The organism is Dyella telluris, from assembly GCF_014297575.1.
Lineage (GTDB): Bacteria > Pseudomonadota > Gammaproteobacteria > Xanthomonadales > Rhodanobacteraceae > Dyella > Dyella telluris.
On sequence record NZ_CP060412.1, the window covers coordinates 469,622 to 490,844 of the forward strand.

Sequence of the window (21,223 nt, forward strand, 5' to 3'; positions counted from 1 at the left end):
ACCACAGGCGCCCCGCGGGGCGGCAAGGATACCCCAGCCGGCGTGACAGGCCGATCCCCCTGAATACGGCACGCCATGCGCCGTACCTAGACCGGCCCGGGTGTCCAGGTGGCTGGCAGATCCAGCGCCTCCCGGGTCAGGGTGCCGGTACCGCGCGACCTGGGCGCCGGCGTGGGCACCCTCACCGGCCACGGGGCTCCCTCATATAAGTGTGCCCAGAGGCGATCCAGTGCGGCATAGCCGTAGGGCAGCAGTGGAACGTGCCGGTCTCCGAAACCGGGAATGGCGAGGAAGGCATCGAAATGCTGGGCGCCGGGCACCTTCCAGTACAGCGGTCGCCCGCCGCCGGCCCGGAGCCAGGCCACGTAGGGCTCGGAAGTGAACGAGGCGGGCAGCAGGCCATCGTCAGCGCCATGCACGACCCAGAGCGGCAGACTGGCCCGCGGCTGCTTCACCGTCGTTGCCGCCACGCCATCGCGCAACGCCTGGGTGCTCGCATCCTTGTCCTCCCAGAGCGTCCGCAGGCAAAGAGCGCCCGGCAAGCTCGCATCGGCCGAGTGATCCATCCCGCCGGACAGGCCCACGCCCTGCCCGGGTGGAATGCCCGACGCATCCGTCCACCAGCTGGCCCTGATCACGGGGTCGATAGCCCCCGATCCGCCATAGCGGAATCCGCAGGGCATCTCGTCCGGGCCGCGCCGCATATAAGCCGATGCGTAGCCGGCGGTAATGGCACGCCACAGGTCCAGCGCCGTGGTGGAAGCGGCCGTAGCCATGACTTCATCCGTCCAGCCGCTGGCACGCAGGCGTTCATGGGCTTCCGCGGCCTGCCCGGCAAGGTGCGCGGCACTAAGTAGGCCGCGTTCGTGGAGTTGGTGGCAACGCTGCACCCATGAAGGCGGCACCTCGCCTTGCGGGGTACGCGCCATCGGCGTGCTGTCAAAACGAGCGTCCGCCAGCGCGCAGGGCAGCCAGATCGAGGCTTCCGTGGCGTAGTCGAACAAGGCTCGGCCCTGCCCCGGCACGAGCACATTGGGTTCCAGCGCCACCACACCGGCCAGCAGGTGTCCGTCATCCAGACCCGCCGCCTGCAGCACCGCCCCGCCACCATTGGAAAGGCCGGTGGCGATGATGCGGGTGTTCTGGGCCGTGAAAGGCGCCAGCTCGGGAAATGCGCGATCCAGCATGGCCAGGCCGAACTGCGCGGCCTGCAGCACGTGGCGACCCCAGTCCGCTTCGGGGTTGTCCCCGGAATGCAGGTGCTTGATGCCGATGCCACCCTGCGCGGAGGCCCGCGGTGGCTCGAATTCCAGCGTCGCGCTGCCGCGCCTGGCGCGCGTACCGTCCAGCGCGACGCCGGTGTCGTCAGCGGGGTCGAAATAGCCGCTGCCGGCCCCTTTGTCGGTGTAGGCCACGGCACAGCCGCGGGGCAGCCCCCAGGCACCCGCCAGTGCGATGGCGCCGTAGATGCCGCGGGACCCGGACGAGGCCGTCACCACCAGGCAACGATGCGCCGGGCCGAAATGGTCCGGCACCTGCACCAGCACCCGGTGCGGGGACTGCGCCCCGGGAATCCAGGCAAACGCCTGATACTCCCTCCCGGGAACATCCGGCACCGCCCCGTAGACACGCCCATAACCGCCCAGCGGTCCCAGATCGGCGATGCCTTGCCAGCTGGACTGGATCGCCCGCCGCCGCAATTCCGCCGGCGTGGGACGCAGCGGGTGCGCGATGGACGATGGCTCGGCGCCCAACCCGGACTGCCCCAACCCCGCGCTCAGCAGGTCATCGCCCTGGCGGTGCCCGGTGACGCGCACTTCGCCGCGCAGAAAATCGGGTGCCTGCATGCCTGACTCCTTTGAGGTTGCGATGGTCGTTGCCGATGACGCCGGCAACGGCGCTCGCCACAGTATCCACGGGCAAAGGTGACGGCCCACTCGCCCCATCCCTTCACACGGCCGGCAGCCCGTTTTTTCCCGGTAAGCATGTGCCGCGGCGCGGATCCCCGCGGGGTGGCGGCCCGTCCGCTTCCGACCGGGTCAGCCGCCGTGCCCCACCCGCCTGAACGAATTTGTTAAGGCCTTTCAAGCAAGCTGTCACATAACCCCGTATAATTGTCGGGTTACCCCTATAGAAACCTCACGCGACGGCCCCGTGCCGCCCGAGACGACCTCATGTCCATCGAAAATCTGCGCAATATCGCCATCGTGGCCCACGTTGACCACGGCAAGACCACGCTCGTCGACCAGCTGCTCAAGCAGTCCGGCACCCTCAACGAGCGCACCGTGCTCGCCGAGCGCGTGATGGACAGCAACGACCAGGAAAAGGAGCGTGGCATCACGATCCTGGCCAAGAACACGGCCATCACCTGGACCGACAAGAAGACCGACACCAAGAACCGCATCAACATCGTCGACACCCCAGGCCATGCCGACTTCGGCGGCGAAGTGGAGCGCGTGCTGTCGATGGTCGACACGGTGCTGATCCTGGTCGACGCGATGGACGGCCCGATGCCGCAGACGCGCTTCGTGACCCAGAAGGCCTTCGCCATGGGCTTCAAGCCCATCGTCGTGGTCAACAAGGTCGACCGTCCGGGCGCGCGTCCGGAGTGGGTGGTCGAGCAGGTGTGGGATCTGTTTGAAAAGCTCGGCGCCACCGACGAGCAGATGGAATTCCCGATCGTTTACGCCTCGGCGCTGAACGGCTACGCCTCGCTGGACGAGAACGCCCGCGAAGGCGACATGACCCCGCTGTACGAAGCGATCATGCAGCACGCGCCCAAGCCGGACGTGGATCCGGAAGGCGCCTTCCAGATGCGCATCAGCCAGCTGGACTACAACAACTTCGTCGGCGTCATCGGCATTGGCCGCATCCAGCGCGGCACCCTGAAGAAGGGCATGCCGGTCTCCGTGATCGACCGTGAAGGCAAGAAGCGCCAGGGCAAGATCGGCCAGGTGCTGGGCTTCCTCGGCCTCGAGCGCATCGAGCAGGACAGCGCCGAAGCCGGCGACATCGTCGCTATCTCGGGCATCCCCGAGCTGACCATTTCCGATACCGTCACCTCGCTGGAAGTGCCCGAAGCGCTGCCGGCGCTGAGCGTCGACGAGCCGATGATCAGCATGACCTTCCAGGTCAACAACTCGCCGTTCGTCGGCAACAAGGATCTGTCGGGCGGCAAGTTCCTCACCAGCCGCCAGCTGCGTGAGCGCCTGGATCGCGAGAAGGTGCACAACGTGGCACTGCGCGTGGAAGACGGCTCCGACGCCGACAAGTTCCTGGTCTCGGGCCGTGGCGAACTGCATCTGTCGGTGCTGATCGAAAACATGCGTCGCGAAGGCTACGAGCTGGCCGTGTCGCGTCCGGAAGTGATCATCAAGGAAATCGACGGCCAGAAGATGGAGCCGATCGAGCAGCTGGTGGTGGACATCGAAGAGCAGCACCAGGGTGGCGTGATGGAACGCCTGGGCATCCGCAAGGGTGACCTGAAGAACATGGTGTCGGACGGCAAGGGCCGCGTGCGCCTTGAATACCTGATCCCGGCCCGTGGCCTGATCGGCTTCCAGAACCAGTTCAAGACCCTCACCCAGGGTTCGGGCCTGCTGTTCCACGTGTTCGACCACTACGGTCCGTACACGCCGGTGGCCATCGCCAAGCGCCTCAACGGCGTGATGATCGCCAACGCCGGCGGCACCACCCCAGCCTACTCGCTTGGACCGCTGCAGGATCGCGGCAAGCTGTTCGCCGCCGAAGGTGATTCGGTGTACGAAGGCCAGCTGATCGGCATTCACGCCAAGGACAACGACCTCACCGTCAACGCCATCAAGCCCAAGCCGCTGACCAACATGCGCGCCTCGGGCAAGGACGATGCGATCCAGCTCACCCCGGCGACCAAGTTCTCGCTGGAGCAGGCACTGGACTTCATCGACGACGACGAGCTGGTCGAAGTCACGCCGAAGGAAATCCGCATGCGCAAGAAGCACCTGACGGAAAACGACCGCAAGAAGGCTTCGCGCGGCGTCAACTGATCGCTTAGCTTCCTGCGTTGAAATCAAAAGGCCAGGTTCTTCGGAACCTGGCCTTTTTCGTGTCCGCGTGCCGCAGGGACGCGGCCATCCCGCGCATGACGCCACAAGGGAAAGCTACAGGCCGCACGGCAAAGCGGCGACTTCGCGCTCGATCTCGGAAACCTACGATGACGTGTTGCAGCTGTCGCCGCGGGCATCTCTCGCCGGAATGCACGCCGACAGCCCGTCCTGTCACGTCTTTTCCCAGGAGTCGCCATGAAAATACGCCGCACCCTTGCCGCCATCACCGCCATCGCCCTGCTCGGCGCATGCGCCAACACACCCGCCGGCTCGTCCACCGGCGCCACGGAGATCCGTGCCGGCGTGATCGAGCAGATCAGCAACGTGCAGATCCAGACCAATCACCACACTGGCGTGGGTGCCGTGGTGGGCGGCGCCGTCGGCCTGGGCGTCGGCAGCCTGATCGGCGGTGGCACTGGGCGCGACGTGGCCATGGTGCTGGGCGCCGTGGGCGGCGCAGTGGCCGGCAACGAGGTACAGAAACACTACGACAAGCCCGTGGCTGGCCAGCAGATCATCGTGCGCCTGAAGAACGGCGTGCTGGTCTCCGTCACCCAGCCGGCCTCGTCAGCGCTCCACACAGGCGAGCGAGTCTACGTCGAGGGCAACGGAGAGAACGCCCGCGTGGTTGCCTCGCAGTAACCGTCCGCCAACACCGATTTCCCCTGCTGGCAAAAGGCCGCCGCAAGGCGGCCTTTCTACATTGGGCGGATCATCATGCAAGGCCGGCACGGCATTGCATCGCCCCCCATCCACGTTGCCGCCCCTCGATGCGATTCCAACTCGCCACCACCGCAGCATGCCTGTTGTCCGCCACGTGCATGCTCCACGCCGACGAACCCAGCCTGTTCGTACCGCAGTGGCTGGGCGCGCAATACACCTTCGTCGACCAGCACCAGGATTCGCTGCACTCGCCCTACTCAGGCCCGCTCAGCCTGCACGCGAATGGCGATACCGAACGCTCCCACACCTTCGGCGCGTACTTCGGCGTGCCGTTGCCAGCGCATCTGCAGTTCTATCTCGACGTGGAAATGTTCAAGGGCGAAGGCGTGTCCGGCGCCACGGGCCTGGGTGGCCTGACCAACGGCGACGTGATCCGGGCCGGCTCCAACAACCTGCCCAAGACGCCCTATGTGGCACGCGCCTTCCTTCGTTGGACGCAAGCACTGGGCGATGGAACAACCCACGTGGAGCGGGCGCAGGATCAACTGCCCGGTGACGAAGCCGACGAACGCGTCGAGGTGAAGCTGGGCAAGATGTCGGTGACCGACGACTTCGACAAGAACCGCTACGCCGGCAGCACCCGCACCCAGTTCATGAACTGGGCGCTGTTCAACAACACCGCCTGGGATTTCGCTGCCGATACACGCGGCTACACCGACGGCCTGGTGTTGGCCCTGGTACGCAAGACCTGGAGCCTGCGCTACGGCATCTACCGGATGCCTTATGAAGCCAACGGGCAACGCCTGGTCAACGCGCTGGGGCAATCGCAGAACCAGCAGGTCGAGCTGACCCTGCAGCCGCAATCCGATGGCTGGGCACTGCGCTTTCTTGCCTATCGCAACACCGCACGCATGGGCATCTACAGCGATGCCCTGGCCATTGCCGAAGCCACCGGCCAGCCCCCGGACATCCACGCCGACGACGCACCCGGCCGGCATAAATACGGCTTTGGCATCAACGGCGAACTGCCGCTCGCCGACCACGGCGACACCGGCCTGTTCATGCGCGCAGGCTGGAACGACGGCCATACCGAATCGTTCGTGTTCACCGAGGTGGATCGCACGATGACCGCCGGCTTCCAGTTGTCCGGCGTGCACTGGTCGCGCCCTACCGACCACGTCTCGGTGGCCGTCGCGGTCAATGGCCTGTCAGGCGACCATCGCGATTATCTAGCCGCTGGCGGCAATGGCTTCGTGCTGGGGGATGGCGCACTGAACTACGGCCGTGAACAGATTCTTGAGGCGTACTACAGCTTCACGCCCTTCGCGCACTTCACGCTGAGCCCCGACCTGCAACTGGTCCACAACCCGGGCTACAACCGGGACCGCGGCCCGGCGCGATTCGTAGGGTTGCGCGCGCACATCGACATCTGACGAAACAAAGCGTCAGCTGCTTTGCACGCGCTCCAGCGCCGCCACGCGACGCTCCAGGCGCGGGCCGAGATAACAGTGCGAGCCGCACGGCATCAAGCCGGCGTCGTTGAAGGCCTTCAGGTACCAGGACGGTGCACGCGCGTGGAAGCCATCCATGTCGCCATCGACACCGTCCTTGTTGGTGAACACCTCGAGAAAGGCCACGCCCTCGAGCATGTCGCTGATGCCTCCAAGGCCCGCGCGGATCTCGGCCGGCTTGAGGTAATGCAGTACGTCGGTACAGACGATGACGTCGAAGCGGTGATCGAAGCGCAGGTACTCCAGCTGGCCGAAACGCGCCAGGCCGATATTGCGGCTGCGCCCGAAGCGGGACACTGCATACTCGCTTGCCTCCAGCCCCTGATAATGAAGGCCGGGGCGCAGCTTGAGCAGAGGCGCACGCCATACACCCTCGCCGCAGCCCACGTCGAGCACCGAGCGCACCGGGCGCCCGAGGTAATACTCGGCCTGCGCCACCACCATGGCGATCTTGCGGCGCAGTTCGGCCGGCGAGGCCACCGTATGGTCGGGGTGCCGATACCACTTGTCGAAATAGGCGCGGTCGTAAATCTTGGGCACAGGTACTCTCCGGCGAAGGCTGAATAGTAGCGCAGCGGCCATGATCACCCGCCCTGAACATGGCTTGCCGCAGGATAAGGACGATGGAACCTGGGAGCCGCCCGCCCATGCCCACGATCCACATCCGCATGACCGGTACGCGCGACAGCGCCGATACCCTGCTGACGATCCTGCACGGCATCGATGGCATTGAGCACGTCGAGGAGATCGACGATCCCACACTGGACATGAGGGATGACTCCAGTTCCTCGGACCTGATCGACGACAACAGCGCCGAACTCTTCGTCATAGAAGTGACTGCGCGCGACCTGCTTCACGCCGATGCCGTGCGAGCGGTGGCGGAAGTGGAGGCATCCATGTTGGGCGCCCTGGTGGAATTCACCGACGATTTTTGAGATCTGCGTCGTCGCCCACTTCGCCACGCAGACAACCTCACATGCAGAGAAGGCTGTTCCTGATCCCGGCCACCCATGCCTGTGGCCTATGTTCATCACGCGCATCCGCGCTGAACACGGACCAAGAAAGGAGCAGCCATGGCAGAAAACAACAGCTTCAGAAACCGGTACCCAATCATCCTTGTGCACGGCATCTTTGGATGGGGTCGCGACGAAGTGCTGGGATTCAAGTATTGGGGCGGCAATGTCGACATCGAGGCCCGCCTCAACGACATGCACTATCGCACCCAGACGGCCACCGTCGGCCCGGTGTCCAGTAGTTGGGAACGCGCCGTGGAGCTTTATCACTACCTCGTGGGCGGCAGGGTCGATTACGGTGCGGCACACGCCAGCAAGTACGGCATCCAGCGATACGGCCACACTTTCCCCGGCATCTACCCGCAGGTCAGCCACACCAACAAGATCCACCTCGTGGGACACAGCATGGGCGCCCAGACCATCTGCGAACTCGAATCCATGCTGCGCAACGGATCACAGGAAGAGCGCGACTACCATCAGGCCCATCCTGGGGACACGATCTCCGAGCTGTTCCTGGGTGGCAAGAACTGGGTCCACAGCATCACGGGCGTGGCGCCCGGGTTCAACGGCACCACGTTTCTCGATACCACCAATGGTCCGGTCAACATGATGAACCTGTTCAGGCAAAACATGCTGTGCCTGGCAACCGCCAACGGTGCCGACCCGACCAATTTCGTCTACGACTTCAAGCTTGACCAATGGGGCCTCAAGCGTGAAAAGGGCGAGCATTTCATCGAGTACCTGGAGCGGATCATCGACAGCGACCTCTGGAAGTCGCGCGACACCGCGCTATTTGACATCTCGACCGCGGGCGCCGCGAAGATCGTGCGCGAACGGATCCGCCTCTTCCCGGGAACGCACTATTTCAGCTTCTCCGGCAAGACCACCTTCATCAATCCCAGGACAGGGTATGCCCTCCCGCTGCCGGCCACTCACCCTGCCCTGTACCTTGGTGCACTGGTCATGGGCCGCAACCATGGCAATCCTGAGCTGCCGGGCGAGCCCATCGAATGGCGCGACAGCGACGGGTGCATCCCCTGCGCGGGCACCCGATACATATTCGATCACCCCCACCGTGACGCCGATCCCCTCGACATGTCCTTCCCGGCGGGCATCTGGAATGCCTTCCCGGTCATGCACGATTGTGACCATATGGCGCTGGTCGGCATCGGCGCCGCCTACCAGTCGGAACGAAAGGACATCATGCCGTTCTATGCGGACATGGCCCGCATACTGACGGCGACCGAGCAGCAAACGGATGCCGCGCATGCCGATGCCGCCACGGCACACGGCGCAACGCATCCGACGCACCGGCAGGCAAGCACCACGAAAGCCAGTGCACCCCATGCAAAGCATCATGACGCCAAGGCTCCCCCGAAACGAAAGCACTGAGGTCCGGAGGGATAGCACGCACCCGCGTGCCATCCCTGCGCCAGGCTGTCGAAGTGCATGAATACCAACCAACACATCGGCATTTCCGGCAGCCTAGGCGGTAAGCCGCTCGTCTCCTGCTACGTTGTCACTCCTGAAGCGCGCCGCCGTTCAATTGCCGCCAGGAGCCCAGACGCATGCAGGAACGCCCGAACCTTCCTTCCCACGCTACATGCCGCCGGCTGGTTCTCGCGGGCATGCTGCTGGCACTTGGCACAGGCGCCGCGGCGGCCCGCGACGCCCACGCGCTGTCGCAGGACGACATCGACTGGCTTCGTCGCGACAGCTTCGAACTCGACAGCACCACTGTATCCATGTACCGGGACCTGGGCCGCTCGCGCCTGCTCGACCGGCAACTGGATGGCCGCGTCGGCGACGAGCTGCCGGCACCGATCAATGCCCTGATCAATTCCTATGAAGCGGGCAGCGTTTCAACGGAACAGCTCCTGACCAACCTGCGTGACGAGCAGGAGAACATCAAGGCAATGCCCGATGGCGACGCCAAGACCGCCGCCAGGAAGGCCCAGCAACAGCACGCCAACGACCTGCTGCAGCAAGCGCAGGAAATCGAGATGCTGCACGCCATCTATGGACCGAACCAGCTCAAGGAACAGATGGTGTGGTTCTGGCTGAACCATTTCAGCGTGTATGGCGCCAAGGGCCGCGTGCGTTGGGTGGCGGCCGACTACGTGCAGAACACCATCCGTCCGCATGCGCTGGGCAAGTTCCGCGACCTGGTGATGGCGACGCTGGAAAGCCCGGCGATGATGGAGTTCCTGGACAACGCGCAGAACGCCAAGGGCCACGTCAACGAGAACTATGCCCGCGAACTGATGGAGCTGCACACGCTGGGCGTGGGCTCGGGCTATACGCAGCAGGACGTGCAGCAACTCGCACTGATCCTTACCGGTGCTGGCGTCGCGCCGCTGCGTGATCCCAAGAATATGCGCCCGCGCGTAGCGGAGATGGTTGTACGCAACGGCATGTTCGAATTCAATCCCCGACGCCATGACTTCAGCGACAAGGTGTTGCTGGGCCACAAGATCAAGGGCAGCGGCTTCGACGAAATCAGCGAGGCGGTGGACCTGATCACCAGGCAGCCCGCCTGCGCCCAGTTCGTCTCCAGGAAGCTCGCGGAATACTTCGTGTCCGACACCCCGTCGCCCGAGCTGGTGGCCAGGATGGCCCACACCTTCCAGCGCACCGATGGTGACATCGCCGAAGTGCTGCAGACCATGTTCGACTCCAAGGAACTGGCCGCCAGCTACGGCAAGAAGTTCAAGGACCCGATGCAGTTCGTGGTGTCTTCCGTGCGCATGGCCTATGACGGCAAGCCCATCGCCAACGCCAAGCCGCTGCTCAACTGGCTCAACCAGCTGGGCGAGCCGGTGTTCGGCCGGCTGACTCCGGATGGCTGGCCACTGGACAGCACCGGCTGGTCCAGTTCCGGCCAGATGGCCAAGCGCTTCGAGATCGCCGGCGCCATCGGCACGGGCAACAACCGCCTTCTGACACCGGAAGGCCAGCCCAAGAGCGGTGGCGATTTCCCCATGCTGACTACGCGGCTCTATTACGACACCTTCGACACCAAGCTGAGCGTGCCCACGCGTGACGCGCTCGCCAAGGCCACTACGCAGCAGGAATGGAACACCTTCCTGCTCTCCTCACCCGACTTCAACTACCGCTGAGGCACAGCCATGAAACGCCGCGAATTCCTGCTCGCTGCCGCAACCGCTGCCGTCGCCGCGCCTGCGCTGTCCTTCTCCGGAAAATTGTTCGCCACGCCTGCCAGCAACAGCCCGCGCTTGCTGCTGGTGTTCCTGCGCGGCGGCTACGACAGCAATAACCTGCTGGTGCCTTACAGCAGCGACTTCTACTACGAGTCGCGCCCCACGCTGGCCATCGCCAAGCCCGATCCGTATAACGCCAACAGCGCCATCGGGCTCGACAACAGCTGGGGCCTCAACCCCGTGTTGCGCGACACCATCTACCCGCTGTGGCAGAAGCGCCAAGTGGCCTTCATTCCGTTCGCAGGCACCGACGACATGTCGCGCAGCCACTTCGAAACGCAGGACAACGTCGAGTCCGGCGAACCCACCGGACAACGCAGCAACTTCCGCTCAGGCTTCATGGCGCGCCTGTCGGGACAGATGAGTACCGTGCCGGCCATCGCTTTCACCGACGCCCTGCCGTTGTCGTTCCAGGGTAGCGGGCACGACATCCCCAACATCTCGCTGCGCGGCAATCCCAAGCCGGTGTACGACGAGCGACAGGCCAACATCCTCGCCGGCATGTACCGCGACACGTCGCTGGCCTCGGCTGCGGCCGATGGCCTTGAACTGCGCCAGACGGTTTCGAAGGAGCTGCAGGACGAGATGATGAAGGCGAATCGTGGCGCCCCTAACGCCAAGAACTTTGCCGACGAAACGACGCGTATCGCCACCATGATGCGCGACCAGTACCGCCTTGGCTTTGTCGACGTCGGCGGCTGGGACACGCACGTCAACCAGGGCAGCACTACCGGCCAGCTCGCCAACAACCTGAGCAACCTCGGCAAGGGTCTCGCCGCCTACGCCGATGCGCTGGGTGACGAGTGGAACAATACGGTGGTGGTGGTGGTGTCGGAGTTCGGCCGCACCTTCCGCGAGAACGGCAACAAGGGTACCGATCACGGGCACGGCACGGTGTACTGGGTACTGGGCGGCAAGGTGAATGGCGGTCGGATCGCCGGTCAACAGGTCGCGGTAGCCCCGCAGAGCCTGCTGCAGAACCGCGACTACCCCGTGCTCAACAACTACCGCGACGTGCTGGGCGGCCTGATGGGGCGCATGTGGGGCATGTCCGGAAGCCAGCTGCAATCGGTGTTTCCGGGCGCGCACCCGAAGGACCTGCAGTTGGTGTAACGAACTTGTCGCGCGCAAGCGCGCTCCTACAACGACGGCATCCGGTAGGAGCGCGCTTGCGCGCGATGCTGCCAATCAATCAAGCGATGCGGCGATAAACGCCGCTCATCACCCGTTCCCAGCTCACCCCGCCGTTGAACGAACTCTCCAGCTGCAGGGTGAACGTATCCTCGTTCTCGAAAGCGTAGACGTGACGCGTCTGTCCGCGCGGCGAACTGCGCACGAAGGTCAGTCGCTCGCCATTCCACAGGCCCGGCGCCGGTGTGCCCGGCACGAAACCGAAGCTGTCGAACCAGTACAGGCTGTACTGATCATGGTCCGGCTCCGCCACGAACACCGCATGCGCCTGGAGGGCCGTGTTCCCATCGCGCTCTTCGCGATAGTCCTGCACCAGGACCCGTCCGTTGAGCTGCAGACGCGCCGTCGCGTAACCCGTTGCCGGGCCGCCCGGCCCCCAGCGCGTAGTGGCCAGGGTTTCCTCGCCCACCCATTCGCCCGCAAAGCGGGCCAGCATGCCCGGGGACATGGCTCAGGCGCCCTCGCCGACGATGCGCACCAGCAGGCCCTTGGCTATCGCGCCATGGAACTTGCCCATGCCACGCACCATGTGCAGCGTGGCAAACAGCAGGAGCACGCCGGCAATGCAGGTCAGCACGGCCAGTGGCCAATAGTTGTTGTCGCACAGCCACTCCGGGTAGCCGCACTGCAGGTAGATCACGTCCGCCACGCTCAGCGCCTTCAGGATCGGCGTGGCGACAAGGGCCAGCGCAATGCTCAGGAAGGTGATCGTCACGGTGAAGTAGAAGATGCCCAGCGGCAACATCAGCACCATGTAGAACAGCGTGGTCCAGGTGCGTGCATCGGTGAAGATCGCACCCATGCGCTGCCAGAAGGACTGGCCAGCATTGGACGGATATGGCGGGCGACGCGGCATGCGCACACCCAGCATCGTCTCCACGATGCGCCCTTCCAGCAGCGACAGTGCGCGCACCGTGCCCAGGAACAGGATGGTGAACGGAATGCCGATGATCAGCACCGACAGGCCGGCCGACAGCGATACGCCGGTTACCGCCCAGGTGAAATAGAAGATGCCCGTTGCCAGCGACAGCAGCATGTAAAACAGCGCGCCCCAGGTATGGGAATCGGCGGCCACGCCGAAGAAACGGCCCAGTGCGGAGCGTTGCTTGGGCACCGGCGGCGGACGCAGCGCCCGCTGTATCTTGATTTCCTGGTCGCGGTAGATGTCCGCCACCTCTTCCGGTGCACCGTAGGTGCCCACCACATGCGCCAGCATATCCGCCTCGCTGCGCTGGGGATTGTCGGCCAGCTCGGCGCGAAGATGTTCTTCCGCGTCATACAGCGCGTCCTGGATCAACGCCGGGTCCGCTCCCTTGAGGGCAGCCCGCAGCTGGTTCAGGTATTCAGCAATCGTGCGTGGTGCGTTCATTACACCCCTCCTTGCAGAACGGCATCGACGGAATCGCGCGTGGCGTTCCAGGCTTCCACCCAGTCACGCAGCACTTCGCGCCCCGGCTTCGTGATGCGGTAATAGCGCCGCGGCGGACCGCTGATGGAAGGCTCCACCTCGCTGTCCAGCAGCCCCGCCCCCTCCAGATTGCGCAGTACGGGATACAGCGCGCTCTGCTTGCCCGCAAGCACGCCCTCGCCCACTTCTTCCAGGCGCTTGGCAATCTGGTAGCCGTACATCGGCTGACGCGACTGCCCCAGCACCGCCAGCAGCACCAATGACACCGTGCCCGCCGACAGTTCCTTCTGGAATTTCTTCAGATGGCTGCTGTTGTCTTCCATGCCCCACCCGCACTGCGACATACCTTGGAGTGAACCATAGTGTGAAGTTAACAGTAGCCGGATGGGCCTGAAGTCATACCCCTGCCATAAGGCATGCCCGGAGCCCCTGTCCCACGCGGGTGTTTCCATCGCACGGACCCCGGCCTTCCGCGCCGCCATGCGCTGCAGCGCGACCAAAGGCGACATTGCAGACACACTTCGCCCCACTAGAATTCCCTGATGCGCAGCCATCTGGCCCAACATGCCTGAGCGGGAAAGCCATGGTCCGGGTAGCGGCATGGGCAACGCCCGACGCATGCTGGCCGACCTGAAGACACTGTTACGCGGGTTATGGCGCGACCTTGCCACGCTGCTGAAACCCGGGCCGCGCCTGGTGGACCAGGCCGAAGCCGTGGCCTCCGTGTTGCTCGCGATCGCGCTGGCGCAACTGGCCGGTACGCGGAATGTCGGCTGGGCCGCCTTCAGCGGCTTCATGGTCATACGCTCGCACCTGGCGGCCAGCACCCAGCGCGCGGCGTTGCGCGTGCTCGGCACCGTGGCAGGTGCGCTGGCCGGCTATCTGGTGGCGGTACGCATCGTCGGGCACCCGTGGTGGGCCTGCCTCGCGCTGGCCGTGGTGGTCACCGGCACCATGTACATGGTGCTGGTCGGACGACGCACCTACGCCTGGCTGTTCACCGGCCTCACCTTTCTCATGGTGGTGGTCGAAGGCGTGGTCCCGCAGGCGGCCTCGCCCGCATCATTTGCACTGGCGCGCGTGGAGGAAATACTGATCGGCACCGGCGCGAGCCTGCTGGTGAGCTACCTCTCCTCGAAAACCCTGCGACGCTGGGTGCCAGGCCAGCCACCCAAGGCTGCCGTGTCGAACTTCGGCTGGTATCCGGATGCGGCGTGGCACGCCGTACAGGCGGGTCTCGCGGCAGCGGTCATTCCGCTCTTTGCGCGATGGATCGCCGTTCCCACGCTGATCCAGGCCGGCATCACCGTGATGGCCGTGATGGCCATTCCGCTGGCCAGCCTCACCCCTGCCAGCAAGGTGGTTTCCACGCGCATGGTCTACCGCTTCATCGGCTGCGGCCTCGGCGCGCTGCTTGCCATCGCCATCCTGCTGGTCTCGCATCACAGCGTGGTACTCATCACGCTGGGCGTGTGTCTTGGCGTGGCCATCGGGCGACATATCGAGAACGGCCCGCATCGCTACGGCTACATTGGTGTGCAGTTCGCCCTTGCCTTCCTGGTGGTGCTGGTGCCCGACCGCTATGCCAGCGCGAATATGGAACCGGGCCTGGAGCGCCTGCTTGGTATCCTGGCCGGCTTCGCCGTGCTGCTGCTGACGCAACAGCTGTTCAGGGCATGGCGCCTACTGCTACCGCGCATCAAGTGAAGCCCGGTTGGAAACCATGATCACTCTCCGCACCTCCACACCCGCCGACGGCCCACAGATCATGCAGGTCTGGCGCAGCGCCGTGGACGCCACCCATCACTTCCTCACGGGTGACGACAGGCGTGCCATCGAAGAGGAAGTGGCCGCCTTCCTGCCCTCGGCGCCGCTGCTGCTTGCCGTGGACGAACTGGATCGTGTCCTCGGCTTCATGTTCCTGCATGAAGGCCATATGGAAGCACTGTTCGTGGACGCCAATCATCGGGGCGCCGGCATCGGGCGCGCCCTGCTGAAGCATGCGCTGCAACAGCACCCTTCGTTGACCACGGATGTGAACGAGCAGAATGCGCAGGCGATAGGCTTCTACGAACGCATGGGGTTTCGCCGCACCGGCCGTTCCGACAAGGATGGTCAGGGGCGTCCCTATCCGTTGATCCATCTGCGCCACGCACCTGGCTGAGTCGCTTCATCGGTGAAGGCTCCGCATGGCGGCGGAGCCTTCACGCCGATCAGTGCTGCGCTGCCCGCACGGGCGTGGCAATGAAGCCGTGCTGCTTGTGGTTGGCGTCGAGGTAGTAGCCCGCAACCACGCCGAAGTTGTTGATGGCAGTGGCCGCCGTGCCAGTCGAGCCGGGTACGTCGAGCGTCACGAACTTGCCGTCGGCCTCCACGAACGAATGCATCGGACCCGTGGGGCCCCAGTCATAGCCGGCGATCTGGCCGACGTCGTTGATGGCGAAAGCCACGGTATTCGTGGCGCCGGGCACATCCAGCTGGGTGATCTTGCCGTTCGCATCGCGGACGAATCCGTGAGGCTGCGGTGCCTTCGGGTTGGTGTCCCAGTAACCCACGGACTCATTCAGATCATTGATGCCCAGCGGATAAGTTTCCGCCGCGCCGGCCACATCGAACGGTGTGTCCCAGCTCTTCCCGCGTCGCAGAATGCCGTGAAACGCACCATCGGCGTCCCAGTACACGCCGAGAATGGTGCCGAACTCGTTGTAGCCATCCACGTTCGAACCGACATGACCGGGGAAGTCCACGGTTTCAAGATGGCTGCCGCGCAACACGAAACCATGCTGCGTGCCGGATGCATCGGCATAGGCGCCGTACGTCGCGCCCAGGTCGTTGGGGCCACCGGCAGCGCTGAAGTACGATCCCAGCACCGCCGGATCGAGCAGTTCGAAGCGACCATGGCGATACGCCATGGCATGCGCCGCGCCGCCATTCAATGCGTACTGGCCGGCCAGCTCGCCGAAATCGTTGATGCCCCAGAAAATCGTTTGCGACGAGCCGGGATAGTCGAGCGTCTGATAGGTATATCCCGCGGTCGAGGCGGCGTTCTCCGCAGCGGCCGTGGCGACAACAGCAAGGCTGGCGAAGGCCAGCGTCAGCCAACCCGCGGCCCTTGTGAGCCGGCCGTACGTAGCGCGATGATTCGACATGACTTCACTCCTCTCTTGGATGCGACGGGCGATGGCATTCCCTGGGTCTGTAGCTCTTCCTGACTGCGCCATCTCCTCTTACAGCGCAGAACGGCGGCCGATACCGACATGCCGCGCAGGAGATTCGCGCGCATGAACGCGGAGCCGCGGATCACCGAGGTCCTTTCGCAGGCCGCCGGTGGCGATGCCGCTGCATTCGCCACACTGATCCCGAAGATCTATGCCACGCTGCAGCGGCTCGCCCACCGCCAACGCGTGCACGAGGCTGCACACACGCTGGAAACCACGGCGCTGGTGCACGAGGCTTACCTGAAACTGGTCGCCAGCGATGCCCTGGCCTTTGCCGATCGCAACCATCTGTACGCGTACATGAGCCAGGTGATGCGTCACCTGCTGATCGACCATGCGCGCAAGAAGAAAGCCCAGAAGCGCCAGGCGCCGGACCGGGCCACCACCGAAGCAGCCGCCGACATCATCGACGTGCTGGCGATCGACGAAGCACTGACCCGTCTGGCCGCCACCGCGCCGCGCCTTGCGCGCGTGGCCGAGCTGCGCCTGTTCGGCGACCTGTCGGCTCCGGAAATTGCCGTGGCGCTGGGCGTCACCGCCCGCACGGTGGAACGCGATTGGCTCAAGGCGCGCACCTTCCTTTCCGCCTGTCTGCTGCCTGATATCTGAGCCATGTCGGATCGGGCCTCCTGAATCCGCTAAAGGAATAGAACCGTCCGTGAGCACCCGCCGCCGATGATTTCCGCGTTTGCCCAACGCTGGCACGAGATCGAACCTCTGATCGACCAGCTGTTCGAAGTGCCTGTCGCCGAACGGGAGCCATGGCTGCGCAGGCACTGCCACGACGCCACCCTGCGTTCACTGGTGGCGCAAGCACTGGACAACGCGCCCGGCGTGGAAGCGCTGGAACGCGGCATGGAGCAATGGCTGCCCGGGCTCACGGGTGATGAGCCCGATGCCTTGCCGGCCATCGATGGCTACCGCGTGCTGCGTTTCGTGGGCGCCGGCGGCATGGCCAGCGTGTTCGAGGCGGAACGCGAATTGCCCGGCGGCCCGCAGACGGTGGCGCTCAAGCTGTTGCGCATCGATGTGCACGATGCCGACGAGCGTCGGCGCTTCCTGCGCGAACAGCACATCCTGGCCCGGTTGCAGCATCCGCATATCGCGCAATTGCTGGACGCGGGCTTCTCCCCCACCGGCACGCCGTTCCTCGCGCTGGAGTTCGTGGCCGGGGACGATCTGCTGTCGCACTGCGCGCTTCGCGGCTTGAACACGCGCGAGCGCCTTGCCCTGTTCATGGACGTCTGCGCGGCGGTGGACCATGCCCATCGCAACCTGATCGTGCACCGCGACCTGAAGCCGAACAACGTGCTGGTGGCGACCGATGGCTGCGTGAAGCTCGTGGACTTCGGCATTGCCAAGCTACTCACGGGCGAGGCCGAGTACACGCGTACCGAAGCTCGTCGGCTGACCCGTTCCTACGCGGCGCCCGAACAGCTGGTGGGCGATGTGGCAACCACGGCCATCGACGTGTATGCGCTGGGCATCCTGCTTGGCGAGCTGCTCGGTGAGCAACAGCCGCATCGCGTCGATGCGTACACCGATATCCGCTCGTCCGTGTTCGACGACGAGGCGCTGCGCAGCAAGCTCGGCATCGACCTGCACGCCATCGTGCTGGAAGCCACGCGGCCCGATCCCGTGCGTCGTTACCCCAGCGCGGCGGCGCTGAGCGCGGATATCCAGCGCTATCTCGACGGCATGCCACTGCAGGCGCGCCCGGACACGTGGGCCTATCGCGCGGTGACATTTGCCAGGCGGCATGCGCTGGCCGTATCCGTCGGCGCCATCATCGCGGTATTGCTTGCCGGCACCACCGTGGTGGGCCTGCATGAGGCGAACCTGGCGCGCGAATCCGCCCGGGAAGCACGCGCGCAGGCCATCGCGGCATCCAGCGAAGCCCGGCGCGCGGACGCGCTGAAGACCTTCCTTGAAGGCCTGTTCGACAGTTCGGCGCACGGCACCGAGGCCAACGAAACGGCCAGGGAACTTCTCACGCGCGGACGCGAACGCGCCGACCGCGACTTCGCCACGCAGCCCGCACTGCGCGCCGAGATCCTCGCCTTGCTCGGCGATCTCGAACGACGCAGCGGCCACCCCGAACTGGCCTGGCAACCGCTGGAAGAAGCAGCCGCGCTGGCAAGGTCACAATTCGGCGCCGTCGACCGCCGCACGCTGCATATCGAATACCTGCTCGCCAAGGAAGCCGACGAGCTGGGCCGGTTCCGCGAGGCGGCCGCCCGTCTGCAGGCCGCCATCGACGCGTTCGAGGCCGGCCCGAACCACGATTCGCCCGACGAGGTACAGGCCCTTGCCTGGCTGGCCGGCCTGGACGAACGCGTCGGCGATTCATCCAAGGCCATGGCGATCGGCGAACAGGACGTGGCCCTCGCGCGTCGCAGCCTGCCAGCGGACAGCGAGGCACTCACCGAAGCCGCACTCAACCTGGGCTGGATCTACGAAGACGCCGGCCACCCCGAGCGCGCCGAGCCCCTGCTGCAGGAAGCCCTGGCGCGCAAGCGCGACCATCTCGGCGCCAGGCATGCCGATGTCGCGGATACCATGGCCATCCTCACCTCGGCCCTGATGCGTCTGGGTCGCTATGGCGAAGGCGAACAGCTGATGCGCGATGCCATTGCCATCGACACCAGCGCCTACACCCACCCCAATGCGCATACGGCATGGCATCTCAATGACCTGGCTACCGTGTATTTCCTCGAAGGCAGGTATGACGAAGCGTATGCGTTCTACACCAAGTCGCTGGCGATCGACCGGGCGCTGACACCCGCGCCGGCACTCACCGAAGCCACCAGCATCGGCAACATCGGCAAGTTGCGTTTCCGTCAGGGCGCATATGACGAAGCCGAAAGCCGCATGCGCGATGCCATCGAGCGCAGGCAGCGCCTGCTTGGCGTCGACTACGCCGACAATGGCCGCAGCTACGACCTGACCTGCCTCGCCGAGATCCTCATTGCCCGCGGCAACCTGGATGACGCGCGCAGGAGCCTGGACAACGCGCTTGCCGAAGACCGTCAGCGACATCACGACGCCCATCCCGACACGGCATTCGCGCTCGCCGTCGAGGCCGAACTGATGGAGGCCCGCGGCGAGCACGAACACGCCGCCATCCTTGCCGCACAGGCCGTGGACATGTACGCCACGCTGGCCGACCACGCATCGGACAAGGCCATCCGCGCCGGCCTGCTCTATGGCGACATCCTGCAGTCGCTAGGCCGGAACCGGGAGGCCGCGCAGCAGTTGGATGGCACGCTTGCCAACGCGCGCGCTGCCTCGCCGGAAACACCCGCGCTGGTGGCACGCCTTGCGGCAGACCTTGCACGTGTCGACGCAGCCTTGGGCGATCGCGTCACGCCGGATCGCCTTCGCGCCGACGCCAGGGCCTCACTGTCGCGCGTCGAAGCGGGTCCGAACGTGGATCGCGCGTTGGCAGAACATCTGCTGGCGGACCGGGGGCTGGCCTCGCGCTGAGGCTCAAACAGAGCGGATCACGGCAGCGGTTCGGCAGCGTCGCTCCGATCGCGTGGCCGGCACTTTAAGACTCGTCCTATGGGGCGGACGCAACGACAGGCGCAACCTTCCTGCATCTCGCCGCGGAACCCGATGAAGGGCATGCGGCCTGTCTGCCGGAGAACGCCCATGCTTGCAGCACACTTCGTACCGCACAACGAGATTCATGTCTTTCATGGCGACGAGTGGCAATTCAGCGTTGCCGAACTGCGCCTCCGAGGCAAAGACCCCACCCAACTCGAACCACTGACGCACCAGTATTGCCTGCGGGCGCCGGGCCTGGATCAGGTCGCCTTCGATACCCGCGACATCCTTCAGATGGATCGGCCCACGGCATGGGATCCGCATCTACGCGTGGGCAAGCTTTCGCGCTGGCTGAGTCATTCCTTCGACGATATCAGCGGCATCGTCGGTGCCATCGACCGCTTCATGTGTCCGCTCGATGCGTCGGTGCGCTTTGAGACCACACCGTCACCGCCAGCGATGACGGTGGAGCTGTAGCGCCGGGAACGTGGCACCCGTGCACGGCGCCGCTGCCATAATCGGCGTCCCGCCCTGCACTCTTCGTCCCCATGACCGATGGCTTCACCCAGGACCGCCGGATAGACACACCCAACGGCACACTCCATGTGTGCTCGTGGCAACCCGAAAACGGCCATGCCTCCGCTGCACCACCCATCGTGCTGTTTCACGATTCGCTGGGTTGCGTGGCCTTATGGCGTGATTTTCCCGCAAGGCTGGCGCGAGCCACCGGCCGCACGGTGATCGCGTATGACCGGCTGGGCTTCGGCCAGTCCGATCCGCATCCGGGCAAGTTGCGCCCTACCTTCATCCATGATGAAGCCCATGGCGACTTCCGTGCCCTGCGCGAAGCACTGGGCATCGGCAGATTCATTGCCTTCGGCCACAGCGTGGGCGGCGGCATGGCCGTGGCCTGCGCAGGGGCGCATCGCGATGGCTGCGTGGCCCTGATCACCGAGTCCGCGCAGGCATTCGTCGAGGACCGCACCCTTCGTGGCATCGGCAACGCCAGGGAAGCTTTCCGCCAGCCGGGACAGGTGGACCGACTGACGAAGTACCACGGCGACAAAGCCGATTGGGTGCTGCACGCGTGGACCGATACCTGGCTGGCCGACGACTTCGCCGACTGGCGTCTGGACGATGACCTGGGGCGCGTCGCCTGCCCTGTGCTGGCCATTCATGGCGATCTGGACGAATACGGCTCTGTCCTGCATCCGCAGCGCATCGCGCAGCTCACCGGCGGCTCCACGGCCATCCTCGAACAGTGCGGCCACGTGCCCCATCGCGAACAGCCCGAGGTGGTGCTTGGTCTGGTCGTGACGACGCTTGATCGCCTCCCGCGCGAGTCCTGATTCACTCAGCGCATA

The 21,223-nt window shown here is 65.1% G+C and carries 19 protein-coding genes; 13 read left to right on the forward strand and 6 right to left on the reverse strand.

The window, feature by feature from the left end; translation table 11 throughout:
- Window positions 1-86: 86 nt before the first annotated feature.
- The gene (locus H8F01_RS02275; protein ID WP_425490061.1) at window positions 87-1,946 is read right to left on the reverse strand and encodes a 3-hydroxybutyrate oligomer hydrolase family protein; all 1,860 of its coding nucleotides are present in this window, start codon (window positions 1,944-1,946) and stop codon (window positions 87-89) included.
- Window positions 1,947-2,174: 228 nt separating this feature from the next.
- Here H8F01_RS02275 and typA point away from each other — a divergent pair, with 228 nt between their 5' ends.
- The 3 genes from typA to H8F01_RS02290 all read left to right on the forward strand — a co-directional run bounded on the left by typA (window position 2,175) and on the right by H8F01_RS02290 (window position 6,181).
- The gene (gene typA / locus H8F01_RS02280; RefSeq protein ID WP_187057472.1) at window positions 2,175-4,025 is read left to right on the forward strand and encodes a translational GTPase TypA; all 1,851 of its coding nucleotides are present in this window, start codon (window positions 2,175-2,177) and stop codon (window positions 4,023-4,025) included.
- Window positions 4,026-4,280: 255 nt separating this feature from the next.
- Window positions 4,281-4,727 (forward strand): outer membrane lipoprotein, encoded by a 447-nt coding sequence (locus tag H8F01_RS02285; RefSeq protein WP_187057473.1) that lies wholly within the window; start codon window positions 4,281-4,283, stop codon window positions 4,725-4,727.
- Window positions 4,728-4,855: 128 nt separating this feature from the next.
- The gene (locus tag H8F01_RS02290) at window positions 4,856-6,181 is read left to right on the forward strand and encodes a carbohydrate porin (protein WP_187057474.1); all 1,326 of its coding nucleotides are present in this window, start codon (window positions 4,856-4,858) and stop codon (window positions 6,179-6,181) included.
- A gap of 12 nt (window positions 6,182-6,193) precedes the next feature.
- Here the strand turns inward: H8F01_RS02290 and H8F01_RS02295 are convergent, their stop codons facing one another.
- On the reverse strand, window positions 6,194-6,799 hold the full coding sequence (locus H8F01_RS02295) for a class I SAM-dependent DNA methyltransferase (protein ID WP_187057475.1): 606 nt from the start codon (window positions 6,797-6,799) through the stop codon (window positions 6,194-6,196).
- A gap of 107 nt (window positions 6,800-6,906) precedes the next feature.
- Between H8F01_RS02295 and H8F01_RS02300 the strand changes: the two genes are divergently transcribed.
- From H8F01_RS02300 to H8F01_RS02315, 4 genes are all read left to right on the forward strand, one after another.
- Window positions 6,907-7,194: a hypothetical protein gene (locus H8F01_RS02300; protein WP_187057476.1), complete on the forward strand. Its 288-nt coding sequence runs from the start codon at window positions 6,907-6,909 to the stop codon at window positions 7,192-7,194.
- Between the two features lie 138 nt (window positions 7,195-7,332).
- Window positions 7,333-8,664 (forward strand): esterase/lipase family protein, encoded by a 1,332-nt coding sequence (locus tag H8F01_RS02305; protein WP_187057477.1) that lies wholly within the window; start codon window positions 7,333-7,335, stop codon window positions 8,662-8,664.
- Between the two features lie 236 nt (window positions 8,665-8,900).
- A complete protein-coding gene (locus H8F01_RS02310; protein WP_238481116.1) occupies window positions 8,901-10,391 on the forward strand; it encodes a DUF1800 domain-containing protein in 1,491 nt (496 codons plus the stop codon).
- A gap of 9 nt (window positions 10,392-10,400) precedes the next feature.
- The gene (locus tag H8F01_RS02315) at window positions 10,401-11,606 is read left to right on the forward strand and encodes a DUF1501 domain-containing protein (protein ID WP_187057479.1); all 1,206 of its coding nucleotides are present in this window, start codon (window positions 10,401-10,403) and stop codon (window positions 11,604-11,606) included.
- A 79-nt stretch (window positions 11,607-11,685) separates the two neighbouring features.
- Here H8F01_RS02315 and H8F01_RS02320 read toward each other — a convergent pair whose 3' ends face one another.
- Genes H8F01_RS02320 through H8F01_RS02330 form a run of 3 tightly spaced genes read right to left on the reverse strand, consistent with a single transcriptional unit; the run spans window position 11,686 to window position 13,415 of the window.
- On the reverse strand, window positions 11,686-12,132 hold the full coding sequence (locus H8F01_RS02320; protein ID WP_238481117.1) for a DUF1579 family protein: 447 nt from the start codon (window positions 12,130-12,132) through the stop codon (window positions 11,686-11,688).
- A 3-nt stretch (window positions 12,133-12,135) separates the two neighbouring features.
- Complete coding sequence (locus H8F01_RS02325) at window positions 12,136-13,053, reverse strand: sensor domain-containing protein (protein WP_187057480.1); 918 nt, start codon at window positions 13,051-13,053, stop codon at window positions 12,136-12,138.
- Window positions 13,053-13,415, reverse strand: coding sequence for a PadR family transcriptional regulator (locus H8F01_RS02330; RefSeq protein WP_187057481.1), 363 nt, complete (start codon window positions 13,413-13,415; stop codon window positions 13,053-13,055). Before H8F01_RS02330 ends, H8F01_RS02325 begins: the two co-directional genes overlap by 1 nt.
- Before the next feature lie 277 nt (window positions 13,416-13,692).
- Here H8F01_RS02330 and H8F01_RS02335 point away from each other — a divergent pair, with 277 nt between their 5' ends.
- Together H8F01_RS02335 and H8F01_RS02340 are read left to right on the forward strand one after the other, a co-directional pair.
- Window positions 13,693-14,799, forward strand: coding sequence for an FUSC family protein (locus H8F01_RS02335; protein ID WP_238481118.1), 1,107 nt, complete (start codon window positions 13,693-13,695; stop codon window positions 14,797-14,799).
- A gap of 16 nt (window positions 14,800-14,815) precedes the next feature.
- The gene (locus H8F01_RS02340; RefSeq protein WP_187057482.1) at window positions 14,816-15,256 is read left to right on the forward strand and encodes an acetyltransferase; all 441 of its coding nucleotides are present in this window, start codon (window positions 14,816-14,818) and stop codon (window positions 15,254-15,256) included.
- Window positions 15,257-15,305: 49 nt separating this feature from the next.
- Here the strand turns inward: H8F01_RS02340 and H8F01_RS02345 are convergent, their stop codons facing one another.
- A complete protein-coding gene (locus tag H8F01_RS02345; protein ID WP_187057483.1) occupies window positions 15,306-16,241 on the reverse strand; it encodes a hypothetical protein in 936 nt (311 codons plus the stop codon).
- A 132-nt stretch (window positions 16,242-16,373) separates the two neighbouring features.
- On the opposite strand from H8F01_RS02345, the gene H8F01_RS02350 reads away from it, so the two are divergent.
- The 4 genes from H8F01_RS02350 (at window position 16,374) to H8F01_RS02365 (ending at window position 21,208) form a co-directional block, all read left to right on the forward strand.
- Entirely contained in the window at window positions 16,374-16,919 is a 546-nt protein-coding gene (locus tag H8F01_RS02350; protein WP_187057484.1) for an ECF-type sigma factor, read from the forward strand.
- Window positions 16,920-16,985: 66 nt separating this feature from the next.
- Window positions 16,986-19,796: a serine/threonine-protein kinase gene (locus H8F01_RS02355; RefSeq protein WP_187057485.1), complete on the forward strand. Its 2,811-nt coding sequence runs from the start codon at window positions 16,986-16,988 to the stop codon at window positions 19,794-19,796.
- 168 nt (window positions 19,797-19,964) lie between these two features.
- A complete protein-coding gene (locus tag H8F01_RS02360) occupies window positions 19,965-20,336 on the forward strand; it encodes a hypothetical protein (protein ID WP_187057486.1) in 372 nt (123 codons plus the stop codon).
- A 71-nt stretch (window positions 20,337-20,407) separates the two neighbouring features.
- A complete protein-coding gene (locus H8F01_RS02365; RefSeq protein ID WP_187057487.1) occupies window positions 20,408-21,208 on the forward strand; it encodes an alpha/beta fold hydrolase in 801 nt (266 codons plus the stop codon).
- Window positions 21,209-21,223: the final 15 nt, after the last annotated feature.

Bases quoted from the DNA above. Each gene is read 5' to 3' on its own strand.
- H8F01_RS02285 (WP_187057473.1), top strand. From the start codon at position 4,281: ATGAAAATACGCCGCACCCTTGCCGCCATCACCGCCATCGCCCTGCTC.
- H8F01_RS02360 (WP_187057486.1), top strand. From the start codon at position 19,965: ATGCTTGCAGCACACTTCGTACCGCACAACGAGATTCATGTCTTTCAT.
- H8F01_RS02275 (WP_425490061.1), bottom strand. From the start codon at position 1,946: ATGGGGCGAGTGGGCCGTCACCTTTGCCCGTGGATACTGTGGCGAGCG.
- H8F01_RS02290 (WP_187057474.1), top strand. From the start codon at position 4,856: ATGCGATTCCAACTCGCCACCACCGCAGCATGCCTGTTGTCCGCCACG.
- H8F01_RS02325 (WP_187057480.1), bottom strand. From the start codon at position 13,053: ATGAACGCACCACGCACGATTGCTGAATACCTGAACCAGCTGCGGGCT.
- H8F01_RS02310 (WP_238481116.1), top strand. From the start codon at position 8,901: ATGCTGCTGGCACTTGGCACAGGCGCCGCGGCGGCCCGCGACGCCCAC.
- H8F01_RS02350 (WP_187057484.1), top strand. From the start codon at position 16,374: ATGAACGCGGAGCCGCGGATCACCGAGGTCCTTTCGCAGGCCGCCGGT.
- H8F01_RS02320 (WP_238481117.1), bottom strand. From the start codon at position 12,132: ATGTCCCCGGGCATGCTGGCCCGCTTTGCGGGCGAATGGGTGGGCGAG.
- H8F01_RS02340 (WP_187057482.1), top strand. From the start codon at position 14,816: ATGATCACTCTCCGCACCTCCACACCCGCCGACGGCCCACAGATCATG.
- H8F01_RS02365 (WP_187057487.1), top strand. From the start codon at position 20,408: ATGACCGATGGCTTCACCCAGGACCGCCGGATAGACACACCCAACGGC.
- H8F01_RS02300 (WP_187057476.1), top strand. From the start codon at position 6,907: ATGCCCACGATCCACATCCGCATGACCGGTACGCGCGACAGCGCCGAT.
- H8F01_RS02305 (WP_187057477.1), top strand. From the start codon at position 7,333: ATGGCAGAAAACAACAGCTTCAGAAACCGGTACCCAATCATCCTTGTG.
- H8F01_RS02335 (WP_238481118.1), top strand. From the start codon at position 13,693: ATGGGCAACGCCCGACGCATGCTGGCCGACCTGAAGACACTGTTACGC.
- H8F01_RS02330 (WP_187057481.1), bottom strand. From the start codon at position 13,415: ATGGAAGACAACAGCAGCCATCTGAAGAAATTCCAGAAGGAACTGTCG.
- typA (WP_187057472.1), top strand. From the start codon at position 2,175: ATGTCCATCGAAAATCTGCGCAATATCGCCATCGTGGCCCACGTTGAC.
- H8F01_RS02355 (WP_187057485.1), top strand. From the start codon at position 16,986: ATGATTTCCGCGTTTGCCCAACGCTGGCACGAGATCGAACCTCTGATC.
- H8F01_RS02315 (WP_187057479.1), top strand. From the start codon at position 10,401: ATGAAACGCCGCGAATTCCTGCTCGCTGCCGCAACCGCTGCCGTCGCC.
- H8F01_RS02345 (WP_187057483.1), bottom strand. From the start codon at position 16,241: ATGTCGAATCATCGCGCTACGTACGGCCGGCTCACAAGGGCCGCGGGT.